29 protein-coding genes are annotated in these 25,472 nt (G+C 45.2%); 17 read left to right on the top strand and 12 right to left on the bottom strand.

The genetic code is table 11. From position 1 onward, the window contains the following. Positions 1 to 32: 32 nt before the first annotated feature. Positions 33 to 626 (top strand): urease accessory protein UreG, encoded by a 594-nt coding sequence (gene ureG, locus ACRC32_RS28035; RefSeq protein ID WP_015152631.1) that lies wholly within the window; start codon positions 33 to 35, stop codon positions 624 to 626. A 105-nt stretch (positions 627 to 731) separates the two neighbouring features. Here the strand turns inward: ureG and ACRC32_RS28030 are convergent, their stop codons facing one another. Together ACRC32_RS28030 and ACRC32_RS28025 are read right to left on the bottom strand one after the other, a co-directional pair. Beyond that, a complete protein-coding gene (locus ACRC32_RS28030; protein ID WP_438557048.1) occupies positions 732 to 1,706 on the bottom strand; it encodes a DUF1517 domain-containing protein in 975 nt (324 codons plus the stop codon). Between the two features lie 309 nt (positions 1,707 to 2,015). Beyond that, positions 2,016 to 3,080 carry an ABC transporter substrate-binding protein gene (locus tag ACRC32_RS28025; RefSeq protein WP_438557047.1) on the bottom strand — a complete coding sequence of 355 codons (1,065 nt, stop codon included), beginning with the start codon at positions 3,078 to 3,080 and terminating at the stop codon, positions 2,016 to 2,018. Between the two features lie 204 nt (positions 3,081 to 3,284). Here ACRC32_RS28025 and ACRC32_RS28020 point away from each other — a divergent pair, with 204 nt between their 5' ends. The 4 genes from ACRC32_RS28020 (at position 3,285) to rd (ending at position 5,186) form a co-directional block, all read left to right on the top strand. Next, complete coding sequence (locus tag ACRC32_RS28020; RefSeq protein WP_438557046.1) at positions 3,285 to 3,824, top strand: alpha/beta hydrolase; 540 nt, start codon at positions 3,285 to 3,287, stop codon at positions 3,822 to 3,824. Next, on the top strand, positions 3,821 to 4,027 hold the full coding sequence (locus ACRC32_RS28015) for a hypothetical protein (protein WP_438557045.1): 207 nt from the start codon (positions 3,821 to 3,823) through the stop codon (positions 4,025 to 4,027). Before ACRC32_RS28020 ends, ACRC32_RS28015 begins: the two co-directional genes overlap by 4 nt. A 120-nt stretch (positions 4,028 to 4,147) precedes the next feature. Continuing rightward, entirely contained in the window at positions 4,148 to 4,939 is a 792-nt protein-coding gene (locus ACRC32_RS28010) for a ChaB family protein (RefSeq protein WP_438557044.1), read from the top strand. Between the two features lie 85 nt (positions 4,940 to 5,024). Further along, a complete protein-coding gene (rd, locus tag ACRC32_RS28005) occupies positions 5,025 to 5,186 on the top strand; it encodes a rubredoxin (protein ID WP_438557043.1) in 162 nt (53 codons plus the stop codon). Here rd and ACRC32_RS28000 read toward each other — a convergent pair. After that, complete coding sequence (locus ACRC32_RS28000) at positions 5,183 to 6,694, bottom strand: ABC transporter ATP-binding protein (protein WP_438557075.1); 1,512 nt, start codon at positions 6,692 to 6,694, stop codon at positions 5,183 to 5,185. The genes rd and ACRC32_RS28000 overlap by 4 nt on opposite strands. Beyond that, positions 6,691 to 7,755 (bottom strand): BMP family protein, encoded by a 1,065-nt coding sequence (locus ACRC32_RS27995; protein WP_438557042.1) that lies wholly within the window; start codon positions 7,753 to 7,755, stop codon positions 6,691 to 6,693. The genes ACRC32_RS28000 and ACRC32_RS27995 overlap by 4 nt, the downstream gene beginning before the upstream one ends. A gap of 162 nt (positions 7,756 to 7,917) precedes the next feature. Here ACRC32_RS27995 and ACRC32_RS27990 point away from each other — a divergent pair, with 162 nt between their 5' ends. Beyond that, positions 7,918 to 8,412 (top strand): ureidoglycolate lyase, encoded by a 495-nt coding sequence (locus ACRC32_RS27990; RefSeq protein ID WP_438557041.1) that lies wholly within the window; start codon positions 7,918 to 7,920, stop codon positions 8,410 to 8,412. Between the two features lie 4 nt (positions 8,413 to 8,416). Here ACRC32_RS27990 and ACRC32_RS27985 read toward each other — a convergent pair whose 3' ends face one another. Continuing rightward, positions 8,417 to 9,298 (bottom strand): NAD(P)-dependent oxidoreductase, encoded by an 882-nt coding sequence (locus tag ACRC32_RS27985; RefSeq protein ID WP_438557040.1) that lies wholly within the window; start codon positions 9,296 to 9,298, stop codon positions 8,417 to 8,419. 172 nt (positions 9,299 to 9,470) lie between these two features. On the opposite strand from ACRC32_RS27985, the gene ACRC32_RS27980 reads away from it, so the two are divergent. After that, entirely contained in the window at positions 9,471 to 9,839 is a 369-nt protein-coding gene (locus ACRC32_RS27980; RefSeq protein ID WP_438557039.1) for a DUF1823 family protein, read from the top strand. Here ACRC32_RS27980 and ACRC32_RS27975 read toward each other — a convergent pair whose 3' ends face one another. Then, positions 9,840 to 10,409, bottom strand: coding sequence for a DUF4126 domain-containing protein (locus tag ACRC32_RS27975; RefSeq protein WP_438557038.1), 570 nt, complete (start codon positions 10,407 to 10,409; stop codon positions 9,840 to 9,842). A 134-nt stretch (positions 10,410 to 10,543) separates the two neighbouring features. After that, a complete protein-coding gene (purB, locus tag ACRC32_RS27970; protein ID WP_438557074.1) occupies positions 10,544 to 11,839 on the bottom strand; it encodes an adenylosuccinate lyase in 1,296 nt (431 codons plus the stop codon). Between the two features lie 115 nt (positions 11,840 to 11,954). Between purB and ACRC32_RS27965 the strand changes: the two genes are divergently transcribed. Continuing rightward, the gene (locus ACRC32_RS27965) at positions 11,955 to 12,134 is read left to right on the top strand and encodes a hypothetical protein (RefSeq protein ID WP_438557037.1); all 180 of its coding nucleotides are present in this window, start codon (positions 11,955 to 11,957) and stop codon (positions 12,132 to 12,134) included. On the opposite strand, the gene ACRC32_RS27960 is transcribed toward ACRC32_RS27965, so the two are convergent. Continuing rightward, complete coding sequence (locus ACRC32_RS27960) at positions 12,101 to 12,961, bottom strand: SDR family oxidoreductase (RefSeq protein WP_438557036.1); 861 nt, start codon at positions 12,959 to 12,961, stop codon at positions 12,101 to 12,103. The two genes, ACRC32_RS27965 and ACRC32_RS27960, sit on opposite strands and share 34 nt — an antisense overlap. A gap of 254 nt (positions 12,962 to 13,215) precedes the next feature. Here ACRC32_RS27960 and ACRC32_RS27955 point away from each other — a divergent pair, with 254 nt between their 5' ends. Both ACRC32_RS27955 and ACRC32_RS27950 read left to right on the top strand, forming a co-directional pair. Continuing rightward, positions 13,216 to 14,823 (top strand): peptide ligase PGM1-related protein, encoded by a 1,608-nt coding sequence (locus tag ACRC32_RS27955; RefSeq protein ID WP_438557073.1) that lies wholly within the window; start codon positions 13,216 to 13,218, stop codon positions 14,821 to 14,823. A 295-nt stretch (positions 14,824 to 15,118) separates the two neighbouring features. Then, positions 15,119 to 15,283 (top strand): hypothetical protein, encoded by a 165-nt coding sequence (locus tag ACRC32_RS27950; protein ID WP_438557035.1) that lies wholly within the window; start codon positions 15,119 to 15,121, stop codon positions 15,281 to 15,283. 182 nt (positions 15,284 to 15,465) lie between these two features. Here ACRC32_RS27950 and fabI read toward each other — a convergent pair whose 3' ends face one another. Beyond that, positions 15,466 to 16,242, bottom strand: a complete 777-nt coding sequence (gene fabI, locus ACRC32_RS27945; RefSeq protein ID WP_438557034.1) for an enoyl-ACP reductase FabI — start codon at positions 16,240 to 16,242, stop codon at positions 15,466 to 15,468. 427 nt (positions 16,243 to 16,669) lie between these two features. Between fabI and ntcA the strand changes: the two genes are divergently transcribed. From ntcA to ACRC32_RS27925, 4 genes are all read left to right on the top strand, one after another. Next, a complete protein-coding gene (gene ntcA, locus ACRC32_RS27940) occupies positions 16,670 to 17,341 on the top strand; it encodes a global nitrogen regulator NtcA (protein ID WP_015152650.1) in 672 nt (223 codons plus the stop codon). 16 nt (positions 17,342 to 17,357) lie between these two features. After that, positions 17,358 to 17,504 (top strand): hypothetical protein, encoded by a 147-nt coding sequence (locus ACRC32_RS27935; protein WP_438557033.1) that lies wholly within the window; start codon positions 17,358 to 17,360, stop codon positions 17,502 to 17,504. 88 nt (positions 17,505 to 17,592) lie between these two features. Then, complete coding sequence (locus ACRC32_RS27930) at positions 17,593 to 19,152, top strand: DUF3084 domain-containing protein (RefSeq protein WP_438557032.1); 1,560 nt, start codon at positions 17,593 to 17,595, stop codon at positions 19,150 to 19,152. Positions 19,153 to 19,154: 2 nt separating this feature from the next. Then, positions 19,155 to 19,577 (top strand): pre-16S rRNA-processing nuclease YqgF, encoded by a 423-nt coding sequence (locus tag ACRC32_RS27925; protein WP_438557031.1) that lies wholly within the window; start codon positions 19,155 to 19,157, stop codon positions 19,575 to 19,577. A gap of 49 nt (positions 19,578 to 19,626) precedes the next feature. On the opposite strand, the gene ACRC32_RS27920 is transcribed toward ACRC32_RS27925, so the two are convergent. After that, entirely contained in the window at positions 19,627 to 19,890 is a 264-nt protein-coding gene (locus tag ACRC32_RS27920) for a DUF3146 family protein (RefSeq protein WP_015152654.1), read from the bottom strand. Between the two features lie 255 nt (positions 19,891 to 20,145). Here ACRC32_RS27920 and ACRC32_RS27915 point away from each other — a divergent pair, with 255 nt between their 5' ends. Beyond that, positions 20,146 to 21,585: a GTP-binding protein gene (locus tag ACRC32_RS27915; protein WP_438557072.1), complete on the top strand. Its 1,440-nt coding sequence runs from the start codon at positions 20,146 to 20,148 to the stop codon at positions 21,583 to 21,585. A gap of 59 nt (positions 21,586 to 21,644) precedes the next feature. Here the strand turns inward: ACRC32_RS27915 and ACRC32_RS27910 are convergent, their stop codons facing one another. Continuing rightward, positions 21,645 to 23,396, bottom strand: coding sequence for a mechanosensitive ion channel (locus tag ACRC32_RS27910; RefSeq protein ID WP_438557030.1), 1,752 nt, complete (start codon positions 23,394 to 23,396; stop codon positions 21,645 to 21,647). 486 nt (positions 23,397 to 23,882) lie between these two features. Between ACRC32_RS27910 and ACRC32_RS27905 the strand changes: the two genes are divergently transcribed. Further along, a complete protein-coding gene (locus ACRC32_RS27905; RefSeq protein ID WP_438557029.1) occupies positions 23,883 to 24,353 on the top strand; it encodes an SRPBCC family protein in 471 nt (156 codons plus the stop codon). 17 nt (positions 24,354 to 24,370) lie between these two features. Next, positions 24,371 to 24,517 (top strand): hypothetical protein, encoded by a 147-nt coding sequence (locus ACRC32_RS27900; RefSeq protein WP_438557028.1) that lies wholly within the window; start codon positions 24,371 to 24,373, stop codon positions 24,515 to 24,517. On the opposite strand, the gene ACRC32_RS27895 is transcribed toward ACRC32_RS27900, so the two are convergent. Beyond that, positions 24,499 to 25,320 carry a SirB1 family protein gene (locus tag ACRC32_RS27895; RefSeq protein WP_438557027.1) on the bottom strand — a complete coding sequence of 274 codons (822 nt, stop codon included), beginning with the start codon at positions 25,318 to 25,320 and terminating at the stop codon, positions 24,499 to 24,501. The two genes, ACRC32_RS27900 and ACRC32_RS27895, sit on opposite strands and share 19 nt — an antisense overlap. Positions 25,321 to 25,472 lie beyond the last annotated feature (152 nt).

Genomic DNA, 25,472 nt, shown 5'->3' with positions numbered 1-25,472 from the left:
TTGACTTTTAACTTTTCACTTTTGACCTACCTATGACTGCATTTCGAGTTGGTGTAGCTGGTCCTGTCGGTTCGGGGAAAACAGCCTTAGTCGAGGCGCTGTGCAAGCACTTGCGTCAGCAATACAACATTGCGGTAGTGACAAACGATATCTATACTCAAGAAGACGCTCAGTTTTTGGTACGCGCTCAAGCACTCTCAAGCGATCGCATTTTAGGTGTAGAGACTGGCGGTTGTCCGCACACGGCGATTCGCGAAGATGCTTCAATGAACATAGCCGCGATCGAGCAATTAGAACAAAAATTTCTCAATTTGGACTTAGTATTTCTAGAAAGTGGTGGTGACAATCTTGCAGCTACTTTTAGTCCTGAGTTAGTAGACCTGACAATTTACGTGATTGATGTTGCAGCAGGTGATAAAATTCCCCGTAAAGGTGGACCAGGGATTACCAAATCGGATTTGTTGGTTATTAATAAAACCGATCTCGCTCCTTATGTTGGAGCCGATTTGAGCGTTATGGAACGAGATGCGAAGAAAATGCGCGGCGATAAACCGTTTATTTTTACGAATCTGAAAACCCAGGCTGGACTAACAGAGGCGATCGCATTTATCGAGAGTTATATCTAAATATAAATGTTAGGGGCGCAAATCTAGCGTTTTCCGTGTAGGTGTCATACATGCGTAGGGGCGCACAGCCGTGCGCCCCTACAAATTTATTCGATGTCGCAAATCCTATACCAGTTTCAGATCTGCATATTCTGCTAGAACATCATCAGAACTGAGGGTGTCACCTTCAGCTTGAGGTGTCCATAACACTTCAATCGCCAAGAGTTTATCGCTAGGAATACTACCAAACTGACGTAGAGCTTGACGCAAATCGTCAGTACTATTGATTGCTGGTATTTGCAATTTACCCAAAGTTGCTGCAATCAGAGTGGCGACGATATATTCACCAGGATCTTTCACAGCTAAATCGCCATTACCCGAGCCGTCACCTGCTGGTAATTCTGCTTTAGGCGTTGCAGCCTTGAGCTGATTGTTGACGTTGGAAAGAGTTTCTTCGCTAAACTTGCTGCGTTCTGCCAAGGATAAACGGTTAAACTCAGCTTCTGCACCCGTCAAGCGAGATTGCTGGGTGTTACCACCAGCATAAACCCAATATTCGGGGTGGCGTAAAAGCGCTAAAGAAGCTTCTTGCAATACTTGTACTCTACCTTCAGGCGAGTTAGTATCGGCGAGTTCGGCAATCCGGTTGAGTTCAGCCTGTAAGCCTCTTGCTTCAGCCAACAAACCGACTTGTACGCGAGTGACACTGACAGTAGGATTACTATCGTATTCTAATTCCTCTACGCTACCCCCACTACTAGCACGCCGGAAGGCTTGTAGCATAAAGTTGGCGATCGCAAAAAAGATCAGGATCGTAAACAAGCCACCAAAGCCGCCGCCGATGCCAAAGAAGGGAAACAAGAAAGGAAATCCAAATCCGCCGCCAGGATAGGGTGCGTAGTAACCACCGCCACCACCAGGAGCGTAGGTTCTAGGAGTAGAGTAGCCACGGCTAGGCGCTCTAAAAGAGCCACCACCAATCCGACCGCCACTAGCTGCTAACGCACTATCCACATGACCAAACGCTAAAGCAGCGATTAGACCAAATACGAACAAAGATTTTATCAACGGTTTCATGACTGAAAGCAGTTTATTACGCATATCTCACTGCCCGAAAAACAATATTGACTTTGGTTTATTTCCTTTAGGGTAATACGATTTGCCCTTAGTAATAACTCCAAATGATTTGCAGTTGCTTATAGCGTTTAATTCTGACACCGTGCTAGCTATTTGCTTTGCACCAACTACATTTACTAATTTATCGTTTCTAACCCAGCCCTAACCTGTCACTGAGGTAGGATTCCCGTACCTGATGAGGGGCTAGGAGTTAGGAGCGAGGAGCGAGGGGAGTTCGGAATTATATTCTCCCTCAGCCTCCTCAGCCTCCTCAGCTCAAGAGCAGCTCTCTTCTTACTGTCCTCGAAACTCGTTCCACAAGGCTACCCAGTCATCGTAGTTAGGTACGGTTTCCCAGAAGTGGATTTGGCTGTAGTAATTTTCGATGTCTTCTAAATGGGAATCTCGGCGCTGTTCGGCGGTGAGTAGCGGTAAAACTTGCTGGGAAACAGCCCAATAACCAGTAACCTCTGTCATGGGTTTCTGAGCTTCTCCCGTCAGCATATAATTCATCCACGCATGGGCGATTTCTTTGTTGGGAGAGCCTTTGAGTAACATCCAAGAATCGCTCCATCCAGTTGTCCCTTCTTGAGGAATAGTTGCCCCTACAGGGAAGTTAGCGCGTTTTAGTTCCTCAATTGCTACGGGCCAACCCCACGCGAGAGCAATTTCTTTATTTAAAAAGAGTTGGGCTAACTCTCCTTGGCTGTTCCAAAATTTTCTGACCTGCGGGCGCAAGCGAAAAAGATCGGGTTTAATTTCTGTTGCCAACTGGTCTTTGCTAATGTCGTAGATATTAGAGCTACCTTTCCACAACGCAACATCAGCATTGAAGATAGGGTAGTCAGGTAGAGAAACTTTACCTTGATATTCTGGTTGATAGAGGACATTCCAGCTTTTCGGTTCAGATTTGACTACGGATTTGTCGTAAATTAAAAAATCTGGTCCCCAAGCAATCGAAACACCATAGGCTTGACCGTCAAAAGTGTTATACGCTGGTTGTTGAAAAATGGGAAATAAATCTTTGTAGTTAGGGACTAGACTTAAATCGATCGCCTCTACTAAATTGGCATCATACAAGCGTTTGGTTAAGTCTCCCGAAGCCGTGACTAGATCGTATGTCTTGCCTTTACTGGCTTTAATCTTGGCATACATCTCGTCAGAGGAGCCTGCATAAGTTGGGATGACTTTACAACCATATTTTTGCTCGAATGGTTTGGCAAAAGAGGCATCCATATATCCCTCCCAGCCAATTATACGTAAAGTGCAACTTTTGGCTTGGGCGATTTCAGGAAAGGACAGACACGCTACCAGTACGAAACAAATGCTAACGATACTTGCTATCAGTCGCTTCATCATAACTGTCTTTGATTCTGAGTGAGTCACGCGATCGCATTCCACCACAAAATTCAGTGGTAGGGTTTGTAATACGATAAGCTCCGCATTCAGTTAAGGTGGTAGTTTTTTCGATTTTCTTATCATCTCAATGGGAATCGCGATCGCCAAAAAACTCATACCGTACATCAGAAGCTAAGCTAGACTTATCCCTCATAGTAAGCTGCGATGAAATTCACGCGATCGCAAATCGGGTTATTGTCAAGTCTCTTTCTGGCTTTTGGTTGGGGTGCTACCATACCAGCAGCTACAGCAGCTGAGACAGTGACTTTTCGTCTCGGCTCGTTCGAGCAGAAAATCGAAATTAAGGATTTAGAGCGCTTTGCCAAGAAAGGAAAGTTATCGGGTAGCTTACAACTCTACGCGCCTTGGCTGACAGACGATGTGAGAGATACGCTAAATCGCCGTTTAGATCTCGATCCGAAAAAGTTTGACCGTTCGATGAAACAATGGCAAAGTTCTACTAGTGGGAAGCAACTACTAGCGGCTCTGGGACTAGCTTTTCCCGACATGACAGTAGAGCAATTATACGCTGCTGTTTCTCTTGCCTCGCGAGAATACGATGAAATGAATATTATCGGTCTGCTGCGTTCTTATCCCGAAGAAAATATTACTTTGGATTTGAGCCAAGTTGCCGAAATGGATTTATCCAAATTGCGATCGCCCGCCCCATCGGATGAGGTAGATTTAGAGATTAACCGCAGATGAAACAAATCAATCGCTCTACGAAATCGCGAAATCTGGCTTTACGTCTGTTGATAATTCTTTTACTGACCGCGATCGCGATTTGGGTGTTGCGCGGCTTGGGAATTATCACGTTTCTCCCTGGTGGTATCATTTGGATTTTACTGTTAGTGGCGATCGCGGCGGGTGTTTTTAGCCGTTTTCAACGCAGGTGGGTTCGCTTCTAGTCTGCAATTGAACTCAAGCTATAAACTTTGCTAATCAACCCTAAGGGCGACGGCACGGAATTTAGAGGTTGGTATTCTCCTAGATGAAATAGCGTGAAAAATCTGTTCTAGGAGAACAAAATGACAGCTACAGGAGAGCAAACCCAACCAGCAGTTGCAACGGCTGAGCGTACTGTTTCGGCAATTTTTAAACAGAAGGAACAAGTCGATAATGTCATCCGCCGTTTGCTAGATCGGGGTGTTTCCCGCGATGATATTTCTGTTATCGGGAAAAACTTCCACTCTGAAACTAAAATTGCTGGCTTTCTGACGAAGAAAGATGTGATTCTAGGTGGCTTGAAACAGGGAGCAATTTTTGGTTCCCTTTTCGGTTCAGCTCTCGGTTTGCTAACGGGGGTAGGAGTGTTATTTGTACCTTTTGTTGGTACGCTGGTAGCAGCAGGTCCCATCGGTGCGGCTTTGTTAGGCGCTGCGACTGGTGCGATCGCGGGTAGTGCGGGTGCGGGTTTAGCTTCTGCTTTGGCGACTCTAGGAATGCCAGAAGATAAAGCAACAATTTACCAAACTCGCATCGAAGCGGGTGACTTTATGGTGGGTGTCGAAGTTCCAGCAAGTAAATCTGGCGAGATTCAGCTATTACTTGAAAGTGCTGGTGGTGAAGAAGTACATATTAATGAAACGCCTCTACCGCGCTTTGGAAAAGGACAAATTGAAGATCCCAGCCATTTGTCTCCCGAAATTCGTTCTCATCTATCGGAAGACGCACAAAGACTGTTTATTGCTAACTACAATAGCGAACTAGCTCAATCTGGTGATGAATCCAAAGCCGAACATCACGCTTGGGATGTAGTGCGCGAACAGTTCGAGCAAGATGAAAATGGCATTTGGTCTAAATCGAAAATGACCGTATAATTTGTTTTTACATTTTGTAGGGGCGCACGGCTGTGCGCCCCTAAAGCATACATAATTTAATTCTGGAAATTCCGGCAGAAAAACCATGCAGAAATATATATGTAGCGTCTGTGGTTACATTTACGATCCAGAAGCAGGCGATCCAGAAGCAGAAATAGAACCAGGTACGCAATTTGAGGATATACCGGATGATTGGGTGTGTCCGGTTTGTGCGGCTGCAAAAGAGTTGTTTGAACCAGACAACTAGATTGGGTTTCCTTTTCCTCCAGCCATTAATAATCCAATTGTTTCTATTGTTGCCCTTTCCCGCTCTAATACATCGATAAATTCGCCCCGATATATTACTGCTATGCGATCGCTTATTGCCAAAACTTCCTCTAATTCTGTAGAAATATAGAGAATAGCCGCACCGCGATCGCGTTGAGATAATAACTGTTGTTGTACTGCTGCTGTCGCCCCCACATCTAGCCCCCGCGTCGGTTGCATGGCGACAATCAATGATGGTTCCCGATCTAATTCTCGTGCTAAGACAACTTTCTGCTGATTTCCACCTGATAGCTGACTGACCTTCACATTACCGTTAGAGGCGCGAATATCAAATTGCTGAATTTTAGTCTCGGCATTTTGCGCGATAAGCTGTTTTTGTAGAAAAAAACGCCTCACAAAAGGTAACTTATTAAAAACCTTTAAAATTAAATTATTCGCAATACTAAACCCTACGATCAAACCCATTGTTTGACGATCTTCAGGGATATATCCTATTTGTAATTCTCGAACTCGCTTTTGAGGATTCCATAACGTCACATCCCGTCCATCCAACCAAATTTTTCCAGCTTTTACAGAACGCAAACCCGCGATCGCATCTGCTAATTCTCGCTGTCCGTTACCATCAACTCCAGCAACACCTAGAATTTCACCTGCATGAAGTTGAAACGAAATCTTTCTGATTGCAGCAACACCGCGATCGTCTTCCACTTGTAAAGATTGTACAGATAATATTTTTTTTCCTAGAGAAGCCGCAGATTTATGTAACTGTAAAACAACTTCTCGCCCTACCATTAATTCTGCTAACTGTTGCGGACTAGAATCTTTTGTCGTAGTATTTGCTACGACTTGACCTCGCCGTAATATAGTCACAGTGTCGCATAAACTTATGACTTCTTCCAGCTTGTGGCTGATAAATATAATTGTTTGTCCTGCTGCTGCTAGTTGCCGTAAAATTACAATTAAAGATTCAACTTCTGACGGCGTGAGTACGGCTGTCGGTTCATCTAAAATTAACAACCGGGCTTTACGGTACAAAGCTTTAAGAATTTCTACTCGCTGTTGTACCCCTACTGGCAAATCTCCTACTTTTGCTTTTGGATCGACTTTTAAACTATAAACTTGAGATAATTCAGTAATTTCTTGTTGCTTATGTCGCAAATTTAAATTAAAGCGATCGCCTGTTCCCAAAATAATGTTTTCTGTGACTGATAATTGCGGTACGAGCATGAAATGTTGGTGAATCATGCCAATCCCAAGTTGAATTGCCTTACTAGAGGAATTAATTTGAACTGGTTCATCTTCTAAATAAATTTGCCCGACATCCGGTTGATAAAGTCCGCTGAGAATATTCATTAAAGTAGACTTACCCGCGCCATTTTCTCCTAAAAGCGCGTGAATCGTTCCAGCAGCCACGCTCAAACTAATGCTATCGTTAGCCACAAACGAACCAAAGCGTTTAGTAATTCCTTCCAGGCGTAAATAAGTCATGTTGATGCTGTCTTCACGCATCGCGTCTCTTTTCCACCTTCCTGACAACTTTCAAACGTAATTTTATTATTAATAATTGCTTGTCTAGTACTAAGAACCTGTTTTTGCAATGCTTCTGGAACCATTTGACCGAACTTACCTAAATTTAAAATATCTGGTCTTGCTAAACCAAGGGCATAGGTTTGACCTTTAATTTGACCGTTTTTTGCTTGTTCGGCAAGAAATGCGATCGCGAGATCGATTCGTTTTAAAGCACTTGTTAAAACTGCTTTTGGTGCAACATTTAATTGATCTGTTGTATTGCCAAAAGCATAAATTCCTTTATCGCTAGCTGCTTGTAATACTGCTGGAGACGAATTATCCAACCATTGATAAATCACATCTGCACCAGATGAAATAATTGCTAAAGTTGCTTCTTTTGCCCTAGCAATATCATTCCAATCGCCTGTAAAACTAGAACTAATTTGTACGTTAGGTTTAACAGATTTTGCCCCTAACTCAAACCCGCGTAATTCTTGTAATGTAGCCTCAAAAGATTGTCCGGCTAAATAAGCTAATCTATTAGATTTTGTCATTGATGCCGCAATGATGCCGCATAAATAGCTAGCTTGTAAATGATCGATGCGTAATGCAGCTACATTTTCTGCATTCACAGAACCATTCACGGCGACAAAAAACGTTTTAGGAAACTGAGTCGCAACTTGTTCCACTGCTGCGTCAAATTGTCCCCCGTGGGCGAAGACGACATTAAAACCGCGACGGGCGAAATCTGACAAAGCCTCAGCTTGATCTGGTTGCGCGACTTGTTCGACGTAAGCTGTTTCCGCCCCTAGCTTTTGTTTGGCGATGTTTACGCCTTCGTAGCCTGCTTGATTCCAAGCTTTATCCGATCTTACTCCAGGCAGGGCGATCGCCACCTTAAATCCTTCACCACCCCCCGCAGCAGTGGGGCTATTACTCGTTTGGGTAGGATTAGAATTGCCACAAGCCTTAAGTAACAAACTTGTACCCATTGCAGCCGAACCGTAGAGTAAAAATTTACGCCGACTAATTTCTAACATACAGCGATCCCTCTAATTGATGAGTACCGATCTAGTTACTTATACGTTTTAGTCGTGAAAAGCGGTATTTTATAATACTTTAAAATGTTTCTCTACTCCCTGCTCCCTACTCCCTACTCCCTGCTCCCTGTTATAATTAACAAACCACAGCAGCACAAAGAAATGACTACAGCAAATACAGTACAACAATTACAGGCTGAGTGGGTGACGCAGGAAAATTTTCAGCGTTATGGGCAATTAATTCTTCTCAGTAACGATGGTAAAGCTTACGATTCAAACGATGCTCAATTAAATTTGCAAAATGGTATACCGCGATTTTATATCATGCGGTTACAGCGACGAGGGCGAAAATTTCATACAATAACTCGTCACGTACAATGCACTCAGTGTTTGGGTTCGTTAGCAGGAAAAGATTGGTTAATTGCTGTTGCACCTCCTAATAATGATGTCAATACACCAGCAATAGAAGAGATAAAGGCTTTTCGGATTCCCGGAAATTGTTTTATTAAATTAGCAGTAGGAACTTGGCACGCTGGACCATATTTCGAGCATGAAGTGATAGATTTCTATAATTTAGAATTAGCCGATACGAATGTAGTAGACCATTTCACCCATAATTTTCTTCAGAGCGATCGCTTGGAGTTTGAGATTGTTTAGCTGTTTATTTTATCTCTATTCCCGCTTGTAATTCCAAAGCTTTAATCGCTGCTGAAGCATTCTCCTCGCCCCAGCCATGATTTACCGCAGCTTTAACTGTCTCGCGGGCAAGTGCGATCGCGGGAATAGGAGAATTATTATCTTGAGCGAGTTGCGCGATTAAATTTGCATCCTTTAACAACCACTTCAAGGCAAAACTCGTACTAAAATCTCTTTTAACTAACGTACTTCCCATCCCATCAAAAATAGGGGATTTAAAGTCAGTTACGTGCAAAACATCGAGTACATCTTGAGGATTTAAGCCCGCTTTTTTGGCTAAGATCATGGCTTCCCCAAGGGCTTCAATTTGGGAAATCACAACTGCATTACCAACTAATTTCATCGTCGCACCCATGCCCGTTCCGCCCATATAATGAATGGTTTCGCTTAAGGATTCGAGGATGGGTTTGACTTTTTCAAAAATCTCTTTCTTCCCGCCAACAACAATCCACAAACCACCAGCCGCAGATTCATTTTTACTGCCGAAAACTGGTGCATCAATAAATTCTACGCCCTTTTCTGCATATGCTGCTGCTTCCCGCCGACTTGTATTTGGATGAACGGTACTCATATCGATCGCAATTTGTCCCTGATGCACCCCAGAAAGAATACCATCTTCACCAAAAACCGTATCTGCGATCGCTTCTTCATTGCTCAAACAATACATGACGATCTCGGCGTTGGCTACTGCTTGTGCTGGCGTGTCGGCTTGACTCGCACCTTTTTCTACCAAGGGAGTGCAGCGATCCGGTGTCCGATTCCAGACTGTCACTGAGTGTCCGGCTTGGAGGAGATTACCCACCATCCCGCTACCCATGATCCCTAAGCCAAGATATGCAATCTTCATCAAATTACCTAGTTTGCGAGTGTCTAAGGGAAACTTAGCTCGTTTTCACAAGAGTTCTCGTCTACATATTGGGGGATAATTGGTAGTTGGTAGTTGGTGGTGTGTGATGCGTGGTAACTGATAACCGATCGCTAACAACTGACAACTAATAACTGATAACTAAAACTGCTTTATGTTAATACCACCGCTTAATACAGAGACAATCTGGGCGATTCTCAATGAAGAAATTGACGATCGTGCAGTGAATGTATTGGTTTGGCACTATCTAGGCTATCGTTACGATGAGACAAATAATGTTTGGGATACTACAAATGTAGCTCCAGAATGGCGTGACGATTATCCGACTACGCCTCCAGATTTTATTGATAGTCGTCCGGCTAGCGTTAAGCTGACTCGTTCGATTCCGTCAGAAAACAAGCAATTATTAAAAGAACAATTGGGTTTTAAAGGTTACAAAATTGGTGAATTTGGTCCACGTCAAACTCGCCGCGCTACGGTTGCTAATTGGTTATTAAGTTATATGCAATTGCAAAAATCTTGACTAGCGATCGCGTCGCGATTGATATTGCCTAAGATACCATTGCCTTAATTCTTTGTAACTGTTGACAGCTAACCCCAAAAGAATCAGCGCTACGATACCTCCTAATTGTGGTGCTTTCAAAGCTAAATAAACGAGGAAAATACACAAGCTATCTTGCAGAAAAGATAGCCAAAGAGAAAAACGATTCCAACGATAAAACCACCCAGCTTGAATCAGTTGTAGGAGTAAAGCAACAAAACCGCCCACTAAGCCAATCAAAATTTTTGGTACACCTTGAATAGGCGCGATCGCTAATATTGCTCCGATAATTGGACAAAGCGGTAAGTATACGATTTGCAGCAAACGCTGACCGAGCAAATTTTTTGAGGCGATTAACTCAATTAAACAACAACTTATCAGAATACCTAACACGATTGGCGGATAAATCTTAGATAAAATGGGAACGTTGTACCAAAAGTTTTCCCCTTGCAACAACCCCACAACCAGCAAAGGCAAAGTAATTCTAATTCCCGCCGCCGCCGAAATCGAAAGCGCCGCTAAAATTTCTACTATCGCAACATCTAAACTCAATTATCTCCTAAAGTTAGCTATTCTCCTACCCAAGGGTTTTCAAAAAATGTCACGCAAAGACGCAAAGGCGCAAAGCAACCTCTTAGCGCCTTTGCGTCTTTGCGCGGTCGAAATCCAGAATTTCTTTATCTTATCTAAATCCCCAATCTTTGATATACCTCTTCTAAGTGTTGTAGATGATGCTGGGGATCGAAACAAGCTTCAATTTCTTCAGGTGAAAGTGTTTGGGCGATCCGAGAATCCTTTGTCACCAAATCGTGAAAATTTCCGCCTGGTGTGTTCCAAGCTTGATGGGCGCAGGATTGAACGATCGCGTAAGCTTCTTCTCGGCTCATGCCTTTTTCGATTAAAGTTAATAGCACTCGCTGACTGAAGACAACACCCCCGTAAACATTCATGTTTCGCGCCATGTTTTCGGGATACACCAGCAGATTTTGCACCAGATCGGCTGTTTCCCTTAACATAAAATGCGTCAAAATGCAAGCATCTGGTAGCATTACTCTTTCGACGGAACTGTGGGAAATATCGCGTTCGTGCCACAAAGCGACGTTTTCTAAAGCTGCTACAGCCGACGCGCGTACCATCCGTGCCATTCCCGTGAGGCGTTCGGAACGGATCGGGTTGCGCTTGTGAGGCATGGCTGAGGAACCTTTTTGTCCCTTGGAGAAATATTCTTCTACCTCAAGTACATCCGTGCGTTGGAGGTTGCGAATTTCGACGGCAAAGCGTTCGATCGAGGCGGTTAAAAGTGCTAAATGATTGACAAAGTTGGCGTGGCGATCGCGAGAAATAACTTGAGTTGAGGCTGTATCTGGCTTGAGTCCGAGTTTGGCACAGGCGATCGCTTCCACGCGCGGCTCGATGTTGGCATAAGTTCCTACCGCACCGGAAATCTTACCCACAGCAATTTCTTCTCGCATCCTGGTAAGGCGTTCTTGGTGGCGCAAGACTTCGGCTAACCAACCAGCTAGCTTAAAGCCAAATGTCATCGGTTCGGCGTGAATTCCGTGCGATCGCCCGATTGCTACTGTGTGACGGTGCTGTTGTGCTTGTTTGCGGATGGCAGCGATGACATCTGCTAGCCTTGCCAAAATCAAATCTAGGCTGGCGACGAGTTGCAGTGCCAATGCTGTATCGAGGACATCCGAACTGGTCATACCTAAGTGGATGTAGCGCCCTGCATCGCCCACATATTCATTCACGTTTGTCAAGAAAGCTATGACATCGTGACGAACTTCTGCTTCAATTTCTAAGATCCTTTGGGGGTCAAAATTTGCCTTTGCTTTGATTTCTGCTACCGCTGCTGCTGGAGTATATCCCAGTTCCGCCTGTGCCTCGCACACTGCAATTTCTACTTGCAGCCACGTCTTAAATTTATATGTCTCCGTCCAAATTTCGCCCATTTCGGGCAGAGTATAACGCTCGATCACGACCGCCACAGAATCCAACTGTCATATTTTACCAGGAAGGGAGCAGGGAGCAGGGAGCAGGGAGCAGGGGAAAGAGAGCTGAGGGGCAGAGGGAGCTGCTCTTGAGCTGGGGGAGTTGGGGGAGCAAAACAATTCACGCATTCAAAATTCTCTACACCCCACACTTCCCACACTTCCCACACTTCCCACACTTCCCACACTTCCCACACTTCCCACACCACGCACCACTTTCTTTCCCGACTTCCCGAAAGATCGCGTATTTTACCCGTTCACAACCGTACCGCCGTTGGGATGAATCACTTGACCTGCAATATAGGAAGAGTCATCCGAGGCGAGAAATACGTAGCTGGGGGCAATTTCCTCTGGCTGTCCGGGTCTTTTCATCGGGACTTGCTTACCGAAATTGGCGACTTTATCTTCTGGGAAAGTTGAAGGAATTAGGGGAGTCCAAACCGGACCAGGGGCAACGGCATTGACGCGAATGCCTTTTTCAATCAAGCTCTTGGATAGCGATCGCGTAAAGGCAACGATCGCGCCTTTGGTGGAAGAGTAATCTAACAGTGTTGGATTGCCTTGATATGCGGTGACAGAAGTTGTATTGACGATCGCGCTACCTTCTTTCAGGTGAGGCATTGCCGCTTTTGTCATGAAGAACATGCTGAAAATATTGGTGCGGAAGGTACGTTCAAGTTGTTCGGCGCTGATCTGTTCGATGCTTTCTTGAGGATGTTGTTCGGCAGCGTTATTTACTAAAATATCGAGCTTGCCAAGTTCATCAATCGTTTGTTGTATGGCTTGCTTACAGAAGTTTTCATCGCCAATATCGCCCGCGATCGCCACAGCTTTTCTTCCTTCTGCTTCTACAAGCTGTTTTGTCTGCTTCGCATCGTCATGTTCGTTCAAGTAGAGAATTGCCACATCTGCGCCTTCTTTAGCATAAGCAATGGCTACTGCTCGTCCGATGCCGCTATCGCCGCCAGTAATTAGCGCTACTTTACCCTGCAACTTCCCGCTACCATGATATTTAGAGTCATCGGCTTTGGGTTGAGGAGTCATTTCAGACTCTTTTCCTGGTCTTTGTTCCTGCTGTTGAGGGGGTTGTAACGGTTGTTCTTCTGGCATAAACTTTCTCCTAAATTTGTCATTTGTAATGTTTTCACTCCGCTTAATTTAGCTAATTGTTCGATTGCGGTTATTCAGTCTGAAGGTGGAAACAGATACAGAACGCGATCGCTCTTTTGGTGTATGGATCTTTGTACCCGCAATAGTTAATTGTTGAGAATTATTGATTGCTCCTTAGGACATATATTGCAAAAAATGTGGTTGTAGTACGATCGCAATTAGCGGGATCGCCAAGGATTGAAGGGCAAAGGGCAATGCAGATATTAGATCGTCATCTATCGACACAGGTAGAAACATTTCGTCAGTTACAAATGCAGTTGCGCGATCGGTGGAAAAATGTAGAAAGCTTCGATCGAAGTGACGGAGATATTTTAGTCATTCCCTCTCTGAGTGTCGATCAGCGAGAGATTCAAAAAATTGAAGGCGTGCTGCATTACGAAGAACGCCTGTTGTTTTCGTTAATTCGCTTGCAAAATCCCCGCACGCGACTGATTTATATTACATCTCAGCCCCTACATCCCAGCGTCATCGATTATTACTTACAACTGTTACCAGGCATTCCCTTTTCTCACGCCCGGGATCGCTTATTACTTTTATCTACCTACGATTCTTCCTTCAAACCACTGACTCAAAAAATTTTAGAACGACCCCGCCTGATCGAGCGAATTAAGCAAGCACTGCGGCGGGAGCAATCGTTTATGATTTGTTACAACACTTCCCCTTGGGAAAGGGAGTTATCTATCAAGTTAGAAATTCCCCTTTATGCTGCCGATCCCGATCTCACAATTTGGGGGACAAAAAGCGGTAGTCGGCAAATTTTCGCTGAGAGTGGCGTGCCTCATCCTGATGGTTGCCGCGATCGCCTTGATAGTGTAGACGATTTAGCCACAGCCACTGCTGAATTGTGGGAACGTCAACCGCATCTCAGACGAATGGTTGTCAAATTAAATGAAGGAATTTCTGGCGAAGCAAATGCGCTTTTCGACCTACAACCTTTACATGAATTTGCCCCAGGAAAAATTTCTCATGGCGATCGCGTTGCTGCTATCAAAGATAGTCTGCCTTCTTTGCGATTTCAAGCCGCATCAGAAAATTGGACAAATTATGCTAGCCGCGTTCCCGAATTAGGGGCAATTGTTGAGGCGTTTGTTGAAGGAGAAGTGAAGCGATCGCCTAGCGTTCAAGGTCGAATTTTACCTGATGGCACGGTCGAAATTCTCTCTACTCACGACCAAATTTTAGGTGGTCCAGACGGACAAATTTATCTTGGCTGTCGGTTTCCCGCCGACGAAGCTTATCGAGTGCAGTTACAAGATTTGGGTTTAAAAATTGGCTGGACTTTAGCAAAAAAAGGTGCTTTAGAACGGTTTGGCATTGATTTCATGGCTGTACAGCAAGCTGATGGTAAGTGGGACTTGCAAGCAATAGAAATCAACCTTCGTAAAGGTGGAACGACCCATCCTTTCATGACATTAAAGTTATTAACTAACGGGCGTTACGATCTTTCAACTGGACTATTTTACAGCCAACAAGGGCGAGCAAAGTATTATGTTGCTACCGACAATTTACATAAGAACCGCTATCGAGGTCTGTTACCAAACGATTTAATGGATATTATCGCTTCTCACCGCTTGCACTTCGACACGGGAACGGAAACGGGGACTGTTTTTCATTTAATGGGTTGTCTGTCAGAATTTGGCAAACTAGGCTTGACAAGCATCGGTGACTCCCCACAACAAGCAGAAGATATCTATCAAAAGGTGATTAAGGTCTTAGACGGAGAGACAAAATCTCATCATAACGCTGCTACTACTACTGCCCAGCAGATTATTCCCTTCGGCTGGCGTTTGGAAGGGGGCTGATAAGGAAGCAAGACTTAGCGATTAGAAATCAATCGCGTACTACACAAACCAAGTCCACCTGCGCGGACTCACAAGCGAGGTTTTTAACCCTTTCCTGGCGGGTTTTGTCTGTATAGGGGCGACTATAAATCGCCCCTATACAAGATATGAGTTCTCCCTCAAAGCTTCACATCTTTAAGATTTTACAAACTCTTGCTAGTTTCTAAAGCTTTGATAATATCTACATAGTCGAGCGGGCTAAAATAGCCAAGATTGACTAAGCTGGAAAAAAGCTTAAATTTTCCACTTCAAATTTATGACAAACTTTCAGCCAGTCCAATCTTTCTCACCTACTAAATCGAGCGATCGCGTTGTCGATTACTTCACCAAGCAAGCTTACGCAATCGGTTATATGGCTGGATTTTTGGTTGCTTGCCTAGATGATTTTTGTAACTGGTTGGCGATGCTAATTGCAGAATAGTCATCGATTATTAGTTACGGCTAATTTGATTTTAGAGACAGATTTTATATCTCCAACTTGAAGCAAATATATTAATTTCATCTGCTCCCTACTCTCTGCTCTCTGCTCCCTATACAAGACAACTTAATACAAAAATAGTTTTGAGCAGTTTCGCCTACCCAAGTATTGGGTAGGTTTCTTTTTTACATACCCATAATTTCGTAACCAGCATCGACGTATATCACTTGACCCGTGATACCGCTAGCTAAGTCGCTGCACAGGAAAGCTGCGGTGTTACCCACTTCAGTCTGCGTCACCGTGCGACGCAAGGGAGCAACTTGCTCGACATGATGAATCATATCTAAGATTCCACCTACTGCTGAAGAAGCTAGGGTACGAATTGGACCGGCGGAAATAGCATTCACCCTGATGTTTTGCGGTCCCATTTCAGATGCAAGATACCGCACGCTCATTTCTAAAGCTGCTTTAGCAATTCCCATCACGTTGTAGTTAGGAATTACTCGCACGCCGCCTAAATATGTAAGAGTGACAATACTACCCCCTGCTGTCATCAGGGGTTTAGCAGCTCCGCTCAATTGCAGTAAAGAGTAAGCACTAATATCTAGAGCTTTACCGTAACCCGATCGCGAAGTACTGCTGATATCTCCGCTCAAGTCATCCTTGTTAGCAAAGGCAAGGCAATGGATTAGAATATCTAATTTCTCCCATTTTTCGGCGATCGCCTGAAAGGTAGATTGAATCTGCGCTTCATTCTGCACGTCACAGGGCAAAAACAGGCTGGGGTTCAGGGGAGCTACTAGATCGGCAACTTTTGTTTCCATCCTGCCGCGTTCGTCTGGTAAATAGGTGATCCCCAGATTTGCACCAGCTTTGTGTAACTGTTGGGCGATCCCCCAAGCAATGGAGCGGTTATTGGCTATGCCAGTTACGAGGGCATTTTTTCCAGTTAAATCTAGCATACAAACTGTGTCAGGCTACGTCAGGAAACACATTAGCAGCATACACCTATATCAGTGACCAGTTATCAGTTATCAGTTATCAGTTATCAGTGAGGAGCCACTGGTTCCACTCGTCACTCACGACTCGCAACTTTTTCAAATCAATTAGCTAGAATTGTAAGTAAAATTCCTTATTCTCGCTTAAGATATATTGGCAAGTAGTTTTCATGCTAAGTAATTGAGATTTGAGGATACAATACTTTGCCATTTTTGCTTTGGAATCGAGTTCTTTGCGGTCTATATCAAGTTTTTGTAGCTTTGAATACAAAAAAACTGGAAGATTCTGATTTAGATGCATAAAGAGCAGATCTTCTGGATTTTGACTCGATCTGTTTAATGATGATGTTATCTGGTGTAGTCTTTACGGACATCTGGTTGGGCAAGGAATATGGTCGTGACGCAAGATAGACCGCTAGCACAGGTATTTCGGCAGGTAGGAGCTGGTTCGTTTCCACCAGTCGTAGAAGTATTTGAACGGGGCAAAACAATATTTTTTCCTGGCGATCCGGCAGAACGGGTCTATTTCTTACTCAAAGGCGCGGTGAAGTTGTCTAGAGTATATGAAGCAGGAGAAGAGATCACCGTTGCACTATTGCGAGAAAATAGCGTATTCGGCGTGCTGTCGCTGCTGACAGGCAATCGCAGCGATCGCTTTTATCATGCAGTAGCTTTTACGCCAGTGGAGTTACTCTCAGCACCAATCGAGCAAGTCGAGCAAGCGCTGAAAGAAAATCCCGATCTGTCAATGTTAATGCTGCGGGGCTTATCTTCGCGGATCTTGCAGACAGAAATGATGATTGAAACCCTGGCTCACCGCGATATGGGTTCGCGCTTAGTCAGTTTCTTGTTAATTCTCTGCCGCGATTTCGGTCTTCCCAGTCCAGATGGGATCACGGTCGATCTCAAGCTTTCTCATCAGGCGATCGCAGAAGCTATTGGTTCCACCCGCGTGACCGTCACCCGCTTGCTAGGAGACTTACGCGATAAAAACATGATTTCCATTCACAAAAAGAAAATTACCGTTCACAACCCTGTCATATTGAGTCAGCAGTTTACTTAGGGGCGAGGAGTGAGGAGTGAGGGGACAAGGGAGCTTCAGGTGCAGAGGAGCTTCAGGTGCAGAGGAGAGATCGGGAGCAATTCTAGCCACTAGCTACTCACTAACACCCCACACCCCACACCCCACACCCTACACCCTACACCCTTTCTTCACTGGTCACTGATAACTGTTAACTGTTAACTGACAACTGACTCCCTACTCCCTCATTATTAGGGTAGGCTGTATCTGGATGATGTAAATCGCAGCAAGAAATGTCCACCGGATTCATCTGGATTGCAGCAATTATTATTTTGGGGGGTGTAATCGCGACGGTGGGCGATCGCATCGGCACGAAAGTAGGCAAAGCGCGGCTGAGTTTGTTTAAACTGCGTCCCCGCAACACAGCTACTTTGATTACCATCTTGACTGGGATGGTGATTTCTTTTTCCACTTTGGGGGTTTTGCTAGCTTTTGACAAGAGGTTGCGAGATGGGGTCTTTGAGATTGGTAGGGTACAACGATTACTGGAATTAAGGCGACAGGATTTAACCGAAACTCGCCAGCAATTAGAAACAACTACCAAAGCCAAAACTCAAGTCGAGCAAGAACTGACTCAAGCCAGGGAAGAACAGAAAGCTCAGCAGATAGAAGCTCAAAGACAGCAAGCAGCAGCCCAAAAGCGCTTAAAAGAAATTAATCAATCTTTACGGGCAGCCTTAACTAAACAAATACAAACCCAAGCTCAACTCAATCGCACTCGCGGTCAGCTCGAACGAGTTTCTGCCCAATATCGGCAAGCACAAGCGCAGCTGAACACGGTAACTGGGCAAGCACGCAGGCTGCGGCAAGAAATTCAACAGAATCAGAAAGAACTACAAGCATTAGTTGCCCAACGAAACCATCTGAAAAAAAGAATTAGCCAGCAAGACCGAGAAATTGCCAAACTGGACGCAGAAATTCAGCGACGAGACCTGAGTATTGCCCAAAGAGAAGCTTTGCTGAAAGATTTGGAAAAAGAAGCAATTGCTTTAGCAAGGAACTTACAACTGCTGCGCCAGGGGAATCTTGCATTAGTCAGAGGTCAAGTACTAGCGGCGCGGGTAGTGCGCATCGTTCGTCCTTCAGCCGCTCGTCAAGCTATCGAAGAAATTCTGCGCGAAGCTAACCGTAATGCAATGAATCAGACTCAACCTGGAGTAGAAAAAATTTCCCAAAGGGTTGTCAAAATTTCGGAAAAACAAGTCGAACAGCTGATCGAGCAAATTGATGATGGGCGAGATTATTTCGTCCGCATTCTCGCTGCAAACAATTATGTGGTCGGGGAAAGTTCCGTGCAAGTTTTTGCTGATGTTGCGCTGAATCAACAAGTTTTTAAACCTGGAGAAGTATTATCTAGGATCGAAGCGAACCCAGCAGTAATGACAACTAGAGAAGTGAGACAACGGATAGATTTGTTGTTAGAAGCTGCTAAATTTAGCGCTCAACGTGCCGGAGTATTGGATGAGAATCTCCTGATTGCTGACAATCGTATCCAAACTCTAATTCGCTTTTTCGAGCAACTCCAGAGCTACGATCGCCCATTAGAATTAAAAGCGATCGCCGCGCAAAATATTTATACTGCTGGACCTATAACTGTGGAGCTACTGGCAATTCAAAACGGACAGGTGATCTTCAGTACTCAACAGAGTTTACCGCAGCCAACTGAGCAGGGAGCAGGGAGCAGGGAGCAGGGAGCAGGGAGCAGAGGAGCAGAGGAGCAGGGGGCAGGGAGCAGGGAGCAGGGAGCAGGGAGCAGAGGAGCAGAGGAGCAGGGGGCAGAGAGTGGGGAGTAGGCATGGGGATGAACTCAACTGTGATATTAGGCTTCGATCCTGGTCGAGATAAATGTGGTGTGGCAGTGATGGGGCTGGATGGTAATTTGTCCTACCATCAAGTTGTACTAGCAACAGAAGCGATCGCCACTATTCAAGCCTTGCGCCAAAAATACCGCATTTCCCTGTTAGTTATGGGCGATCGAACCACATCCAAACAGTGGCAGCAAAAAATTAGTCAAGCACAACTAGAACCGCTAACAATAGTCATGGTAGACGAGCGCAACACGACTTTAGAAGCACGCGATCGCTACTGGCAGATGTATCCTCCAACTGGTCTTTCTCGCCTCATCCCGCAGGGAATGCGTCAACCCCCACGGGCGATCGACGATATCGTAGCAATATTGCTCATTGAAAGATATTTAAGCAAAGAAAGTGAGTCGTGAGTCGTGGCTGGTGGCTAGCCACTCACAAATGACCAACGACCAATGACGATTAAATCTCTGCTCGAATCTTAAATGCGTAATCTCCGCCTGGTTCTAGCTGATAATCCCGTTGCTCTAAAAAGCGACCAAGAGGTTCTTGGATCAATGCCCGTCCTTGTGAAGGTTTAACAGATAACTCGCCTCGGTGAAATCGCCACTGGAATTGCCACTCAAAATTACCAGCGCACACTTCTCCCTCTAGCAAACCGTGCTGCCAAGATTGTCGTGTAATCCGAACGTGGGCAACAGTTTCTGGTAATCGTTTACGACTCACAATGATACTACCGTTATGAAATGCTTTCCGAATGACTTACTTCCCACAATACCAAAACCAACTTATAGGATCGAAGAGGCGAAAGCGATCTTTCTAACGAAAGAAAGTGAGTCGTGAGTGGTTAGTGGCTGGTGGCTAGATTCTTAGTTTTGGTCTAGTTCCTAGTCACTCCTCACTGATAACTGATAACTGATAACTGATAACTGTCCCCAGCCCCTAGTTATGTCCGAACCAACTCCCGAGTTATTTCCATCTATGCATGAGCCTTTAGAAGAGACGGAATTAGCCGATGAATTAGATAAGGCAATTTGGGGCTTTGATGATATTCAGGCAGAAATTAACTACAAACAGGCAAAAGATACTCTTCATAACTTAGTCACTCGTCTCGATCTCAAGCCACAAGAACGAGAGGGATTAGAATCAGAGATCGCCCAGTTAGAGACAATGCTGGAAAATCTGGAGCAGAGGGTGGTGCAAATTGCTGTCTTCGGTATGGTAGGTAGGGGAAAATCATCTCTACTTAATGCTTTGTTAGGGCAGCAAGTCTTTGAAACGGGTCCACTGCATGGCGTGACTCGCAGCACTCAAAAAGCACAGTGGGAAGTTACAGAAGAAACTATTGGTACGGGCGATCGCTACGTTAAATTTACCTTGCCTAGTAGCGGTGATTCTCAAGTAGAATTGATTGACACCCCCGGCTTAGATGAGGTTGATGGAGAAACTCGCGCCGCTCTCGCCGCGCAAATTGCCAATCGTGCCGATCTGATTTTATTTGCGATCGCCGGAGATATGACGCAAGTAGAACACAAGGCTCTTTCCCAACTGCGAGACGTTGGCAAGCCGATCCTGTTGGTATTTAATAAAATCGACCAATATCCCCAAGCCGACCGGATAGCGATCTATCAAAAAATTCGCGACGAACGAGTCAAAGAATTACTCTCTCCCGATGAAATTGTCATGGCGGCGGCTTCTCCTTTGACCAAAAAAGCGATCGTGCGTCCTGATGGAACCAGAAGCGTGCAACTCAGCCAGGGACAGCCGCAAGTTGAGGAATTGAAGTTAAAAATTCTCGAAATTTTACATCGGGAAGGCAAAGCTTTAGTTGCTCTCAATACAATGCTTTATGCCGACAACGTGAACGAGCAAATTGTCAAGCGTAAACTCGAAATTCGTGCCAGCAGTGCCGATCGCCTAATTTGGCGGGCAACCATGACCAAAGCCGTAGCGATCGCCCTGAACCCAATAATGATGGTCGATCTGCTCAGTGGAGCTGCGATCGATGCAATCCTCATCCTGTCTCTAGCTAAGTTATATGACATTCCGATGACACAGGCAGGAGCCTTGCAATTGCTACAAAAAATCGCCCTGAGTTTGGGCGGAATTAGTGCCAGCCAATTGCTAGCAAATTTGGGGTTAAGTTCCCTGAAAAGCTTACTTGGTATAGCTACCCCCGCTACCGGGGGCATGACCCTGGCTCCCTACCTTTCTGTTGCTATTACCCAAGCAGGTGTGGCGGGTGTTTCTGCTTACAGCATCGGACAAGTGACAAAAGCATACCTCGCCAACGGCGCAACTTGGGGACCAGAAGGACCGAAAGCCGTCATTACTCGCATTTTGTCCTCCCTCGACCAAACTTCTATCCTGAATCGGATTAAAGATGAGTTGGTCGCGAAATTAGGAGCGAGGGAACAGTGACCAGTGACCAGTGACCAGTGACCAATTACTACTCCCGACTCCCGACTCCCAACTCCCGCTCATACACGCGGAGGCAGATTACGCTGCTGCTTGAAGGATTCGAGAATTTCCCGTACTTGTTGTCCGGCTATTTCCCGACCACCCAAACCGAAGGCAATCGCAGAAGCAACAGCGATCGCGCCAAATAGCAATCCGAATGCTAAATTCACGATATCTTGGGCAATACCGATCTGTTGCAGTGCCATCGCTGAGACGAGGGCAATAATTGCTATACGGGCTATCTGTCCTAAAATCTGAGCTTGGCGATCGCCCGAACTGGTGATGATGTTGTAAGCCAGGTTTGCCAAAAATAAACCAATGGCGAATACCACCAATCCTGCTAAAATTCGCCCAAAAATTACGATGATGCCGCTAACCAGGGTAGTTAATGCGGGAATACCCAAAATATTAACTGCCGTCACCGTGGCAAACAGCATAATTCCCACAAATACGATAATGCCCACAATTTCAGCTGGCGTACGAGCGGAGATTGTAGGCGTTGGTTCCCTTTGAATGACTGTTGGCTGTCCCGTCGTTGGTGGCGGTGGAATTGCTCCTGGTTCCTCATAGGTGGGACTTGGTGCAGCGCTTCTGCGTCTGAGGGTAGGTAGTCCCAGTACAGAGAAGATGTTGTTAAAACCAATACTTGTGAGAATATTCGTTACCAGATCGCCGACGAATCGTCCCAGGAAGTAAGCCAGGATGAGAATTAATGCTGCTGTAAAGATTAGTGGTAAAGCATTAAGGATCTGTTGCAACATGGCGATCGCTGGAGTCGAGATCGCATCAATGCGCAGTTGTTGTAGTGCCGCGATCGCTACTGGAATCAAAATGAGGACGTAGACAATCGTGCCAATAATTCCTGATAAAGATTGCCCTCCCGCCGTGGTTCGTAGTCCAAAGCGCGATCCTGCTTGGTCAATTCCAGTTGAGATCAGCAAATTGGTGACGATCCGACGCACTACAGTAGCCAACAACCAACCAGCAGCAGCAATAATGACTGCTACCAAAATATTTGGCAACGCTGAGAGAATCTCGCTGACCAAACCCTCTATTGGTTGTAATGCTTGCTGCAAACCAAGAGTATCGAGGATAGGAATTAAAAACAGCAAAAATATAAACCAGTACAAGGCATTACCAATCGTATCGCTGAGCGATACTTGGTTTGGTGGTCGGGTTACTCCTGGCGGTCGCTGGTCTAAACGCTCGTCCAGCCTAGCAGCGCGTAGTGCTCGGACTGTAATCAACTTCACGATCGTCGCAATTGCCCAAGCCACACCCAGGAAGATCAGCGCTCCTAGTATCCGAGGAATGAAGCTCAAGACAGTATTGAGGAAGCCACCCAAAGGACGAGACACCACCTCTAGTTGAAGTGCGTTTAGCACCGCTACTACGGTGAAGAGAATCACAATCCAATAGATTAGGTTGGCAATCAGTTCTTCGACTCTGGGTAAATCGCGGCTATCCGAACGACCAGTAATGCTTGCTGCAATGCGGTTGTCAATATCCGTGCGATTGAGGATGCCTTTGACTATAGCTTTAGCGATCGCAGCCACAATCAAACCAAGCGCCAGAATTAAGACTGCTCCCAGCAAGTTAGGAATAAACGCTAACAAGCTACCCCAAATATTTTGTACGTAATCCACACTTCGCTCAACAGCCTGTTGTCCCTGCTGTACTGGTGGTGCTGCTTGCGCCAAATGTTGCCAAGACGCTTGCAGCGGTCTATCCCAGTTAGTCGAGTGGGTTATCCCGTGCCAAATTGCATTCATAATTTTCCGAGTTAACTGTAAATTTCATGAGGAGATAGTACCAGCCATCGCTCTTTTTGGTAGCAGAACTGGGAATTCTGCTACAACTCCCTTGTATTTTTGTACTTTGTCAGCAAATTAGCTAGTGAGGAGAAATATAGAGTTCTTATACAGAGTGATTCCTCAGTTTCTCATTCCACATCTACCTTAGTGAGTAGTTATGCCCGAAGAATCCTCGGATTAGTGAGTTTTCAGATTTTCATCATCGTGATAGATGCGAAATAAAATCAATTTGCTCGTCAAGATTATGATTAAATTTTCTGATAAATAAGGGAGCAGGGAACAAGACAAGTCACAAGTCACAAGTCACAAGTCACAAGTCACAAGTCACAAGTCAGAAGAAGCCAAGTGCTACTGACCGCTCGCTGATAACTGACAACTTTGTACAAACGTTACATGTAACATCTGTACACTGACAACTGATAACTGACAACTGACAACTGACTAATGACACAAATATTTGAACAATCAATTGAAATTGCTGCTAGTGCAACGGCTGTCGAGCGTTGCATTACCGACTTGCATCTAATGCATCGGTGGTTGAACCCAGCCCTGCGATGCGAACCTGTAGGCGAGTGGAGTACGGAAATAGGTAGCCGCAGCCGTTTTATTATTCAAGTTCCCTTAGTCAAACCTACTTTAGAGTGCATCACGATCGAGCGCGCTCCTGGGTTAATTGTCTGGGGGTTTGAGGGTTTTTTTCAAGGTAGCGATCGCTGGGAGTGTCAGCCCTTACCCCAAGGAACGCGCCTGCTTAACCGCTTTGAATTTGAGATTCCCAATCCCATCGTTAGCTGGGGTTTCCACACCTTCGCCGCTCCCTGGACGCAAGCAGACATGAAAACTCAACTCCAGCGCCTCAAGCAGGTTGCAGAGGAAGTGAGTAGGGAGCAGGGAGCGGGGAGCAGTTATCAGTGACCAGTGACCAGTGACCAGTGACCAGTGACCAGTTATCGGTGAAGACAGTAGTTCTGACTAACCACTCACTACACCCCACACTTCCCACACCCCACACCCCACACCCCACACCCTCTTCACGACTTACGACTTACGACTTCCAACTCTATCCTCTTCCCAGTTGACTCAACAACTTGCGAATTACTGGAGCATCTTCTGCATGGGGGGCTTGGGCAAGATAGGATTCAAAGTCGGAAATGGCTGAAAACCAATGTCCCAACTGGTAGTTAATTAAACCGCGATCGCGTGTTTCACCTGGGATATCTGGGAACAATAGCAAAATCTTTTCTACTGTCCCCAGTGCTTTTTCTAAATCCTGCTGTTGTAAATAAATATACTTCAAATTTGTCAGCATCCGTGCTAAAAATTGCCGATGAGTCACCGATCGCAAAAATTCCGCTCGTAATGCTACAGGCTGTCCGTAAATTTGGCTCAATTTTGCTTGACAGTCTTGGGGAAACAGTACTTCACCGCGATTGAAGGCATCGACAAAAATCTCCATTTCCGGTATGTCAGGACGAATCAGGAAATGCCCTGGCATTCCCACTCCAACCATTGGAAAGTCAATTCGCTTAGCTAACTCTAGGTAAATTAGCGATAGTGTAATCGGGATTCCCGTCCGTCGCTCGATCGCATCGTTTAAGAAGCTATTACGCGGATCGTGATATTCATTAACATTTCCTTTAAATCCTAAGTCTTCATATAAGTATTGATTAATAGTTTGAATGACACGTAAGGGATACCTCTGAATAGGTAGCCGCTCTAGTAATTCTTCTGCCATCGTATCTAGAGCGTTGAGATATTCTGCTGGATCGAGGTCTGGATATTCCTCCTGAGCAATGTAGAGAGCTGCTTTGGCTAGATCGATCTGCTCGTCAGAGCGATCGATCTCTTGAGAGAAAAATTGCCTTGCTACCGAAACCATCACCAATTACAAAGGATAATTTTGCACTCTTTACATAAATTAAAACAGACAACACACTACAAATGGCGCATCCTTAAGACTGAGCTTATCCCTCTTTTGTTACGTTGAAACAAGTAAAATCTAAAAATCTTGCCACACAAGGGTTTTGCTCTTTT

Origin of the sequence: Chroococcidiopsis sp. (assembly GCF_051657925.1) — a bacterium.
Lineage (GTDB): Bacteria > Cyanobacteriota > Cyanobacteriia > Cyanobacteriales > Chroococcidiopsidaceae > Chroococcidiopsis.
Note: the sequence above shows the minus strand (reverse complement) of the source record. Positions and strands in the feature narration are given on the sequence as shown.

Coding starts and splice junctions, on each gene's coding strand:
- ureG (WP_015152631.1), top strand. CDS start 33: ATGACTGCATTTCGAGTTGGTGTAGCTGGTCCTGTCGGTTCGGGGAAA.
- ACRC32_RS28030 (WP_438557048.1), bottom strand. CDS start 1,706: ATGCGTAATAAACTGCTTTCAGTCATGAAACCGTTGATAAAATCTTTG.
- ACRC32_RS28025 (WP_438557047.1), bottom strand. CDS start 3,080: ATGATGAAGCGACTGATAGCAAGTATCGTTAGCATTTGTTTCGTACTG.
- ACRC32_RS28020 (WP_438557046.1), top strand. CDS start 3,285: ATGAAATTCACGCGATCGCAAATCGGGTTATTGTCAAGTCTCTTTCTG.
- ACRC32_RS28015 (WP_438557045.1), top strand. CDS start 3,821: ATGAAACAAATCAATCGCTCTACGAAATCGCGAAATCTGGCTTTACGT.
- ACRC32_RS28010 (WP_438557044.1), top strand. CDS start 4,148: ATGACAGCTACAGGAGAGCAAACCCAACCAGCAGTTGCAACGGCTGAG.
- rd (WP_438557043.1), top strand. CDS start 5,025: ATGCAGAAATATATATGTAGCGTCTGTGGTTACATTTACGATCCAGAA.
- ACRC32_RS28000 (WP_438557075.1), bottom strand. CDS start 6,694: ATGACTTATTTACGCCTGGAAGGAATTACTAAACGCTTTGGTTCGTTT.
- ACRC32_RS27995 (WP_438557042.1), bottom strand. CDS start 7,755: ATGTTAGAAATTAGTCGGCGTAAATTTTTACTCTACGGTTCGGCTGCA.
- ACRC32_RS27990 (WP_438557041.1), top strand. CDS start 7,918: ATGACTACAGCAAATACAGTACAACAATTACAGGCTGAGTGGGTGACG.
- ACRC32_RS27985 (WP_438557040.1), bottom strand. CDS start 9,298: ATGAAGATTGCATATCTTGGCTTAGGGATCATGGGTAGCGGGATGGTG.
- ACRC32_RS27980 (WP_438557039.1), top strand. CDS start 9,471: ATGTTAATACCACCGCTTAATACAGAGACAATCTGGGCGATTCTCAAT.
- ACRC32_RS27960 (WP_438557036.1), bottom strand. CDS start 12,961: ATGCCAGAAGAACAACCGTTACAACCCCCTCAACAGCAGGAACAAAGA.
- ACRC32_RS27955 (WP_438557073.1), top strand. CDS start 13,216: ATGCAGATATTAGATCGTCATCTATCGACACAGGTAGAAACATTTCGT.
- ACRC32_RS27950 (WP_438557035.1), top strand. CDS start 15,119: ATGACAAACTTTCAGCCAGTCCAATCTTTCTCACCTACTAAATCGAGC.
- fabI (WP_438557034.1), bottom strand. CDS start 16,242: ATGCTAGATTTAACTGGAAAAAATGCCCTCGTAACTGGCATAGCCAAT.
- ntcA (WP_015152650.1), top strand. CDS start 16,670: ATGGTCGTGACGCAAGATAGACCGCTAGCACAGGTATTTCGGCAGGTA.
- ACRC32_RS27930 (WP_438557032.1), top strand. CDS start 17,593: ATGTCCACCGGATTCATCTGGATTGCAGCAATTATTATTTTGGGGGGT.
- ACRC32_RS27925 (WP_438557031.1), top strand. CDS start 19,155: ATGGGGATGAACTCAACTGTGATATTAGGCTTCGATCCTGGTCGAGAT.
- ACRC32_RS27915 (WP_438557072.1), top strand. CDS start 20,146: ATGCATGAGCCTTTAGAAGAGACGGAATTAGCCGATGAATTAGATAAG.
- ACRC32_RS27910 (WP_438557030.1), bottom strand. CDS start 23,396: ATGAATGCAATTTGGCACGGGATAACCCACTCGACTAACTGGGATAGA.
- ACRC32_RS27905 (WP_438557029.1), top strand. CDS start 23,883: ATGACACAAATATTTGAACAATCAATTGAAATTGCTGCTAGTGCAACG.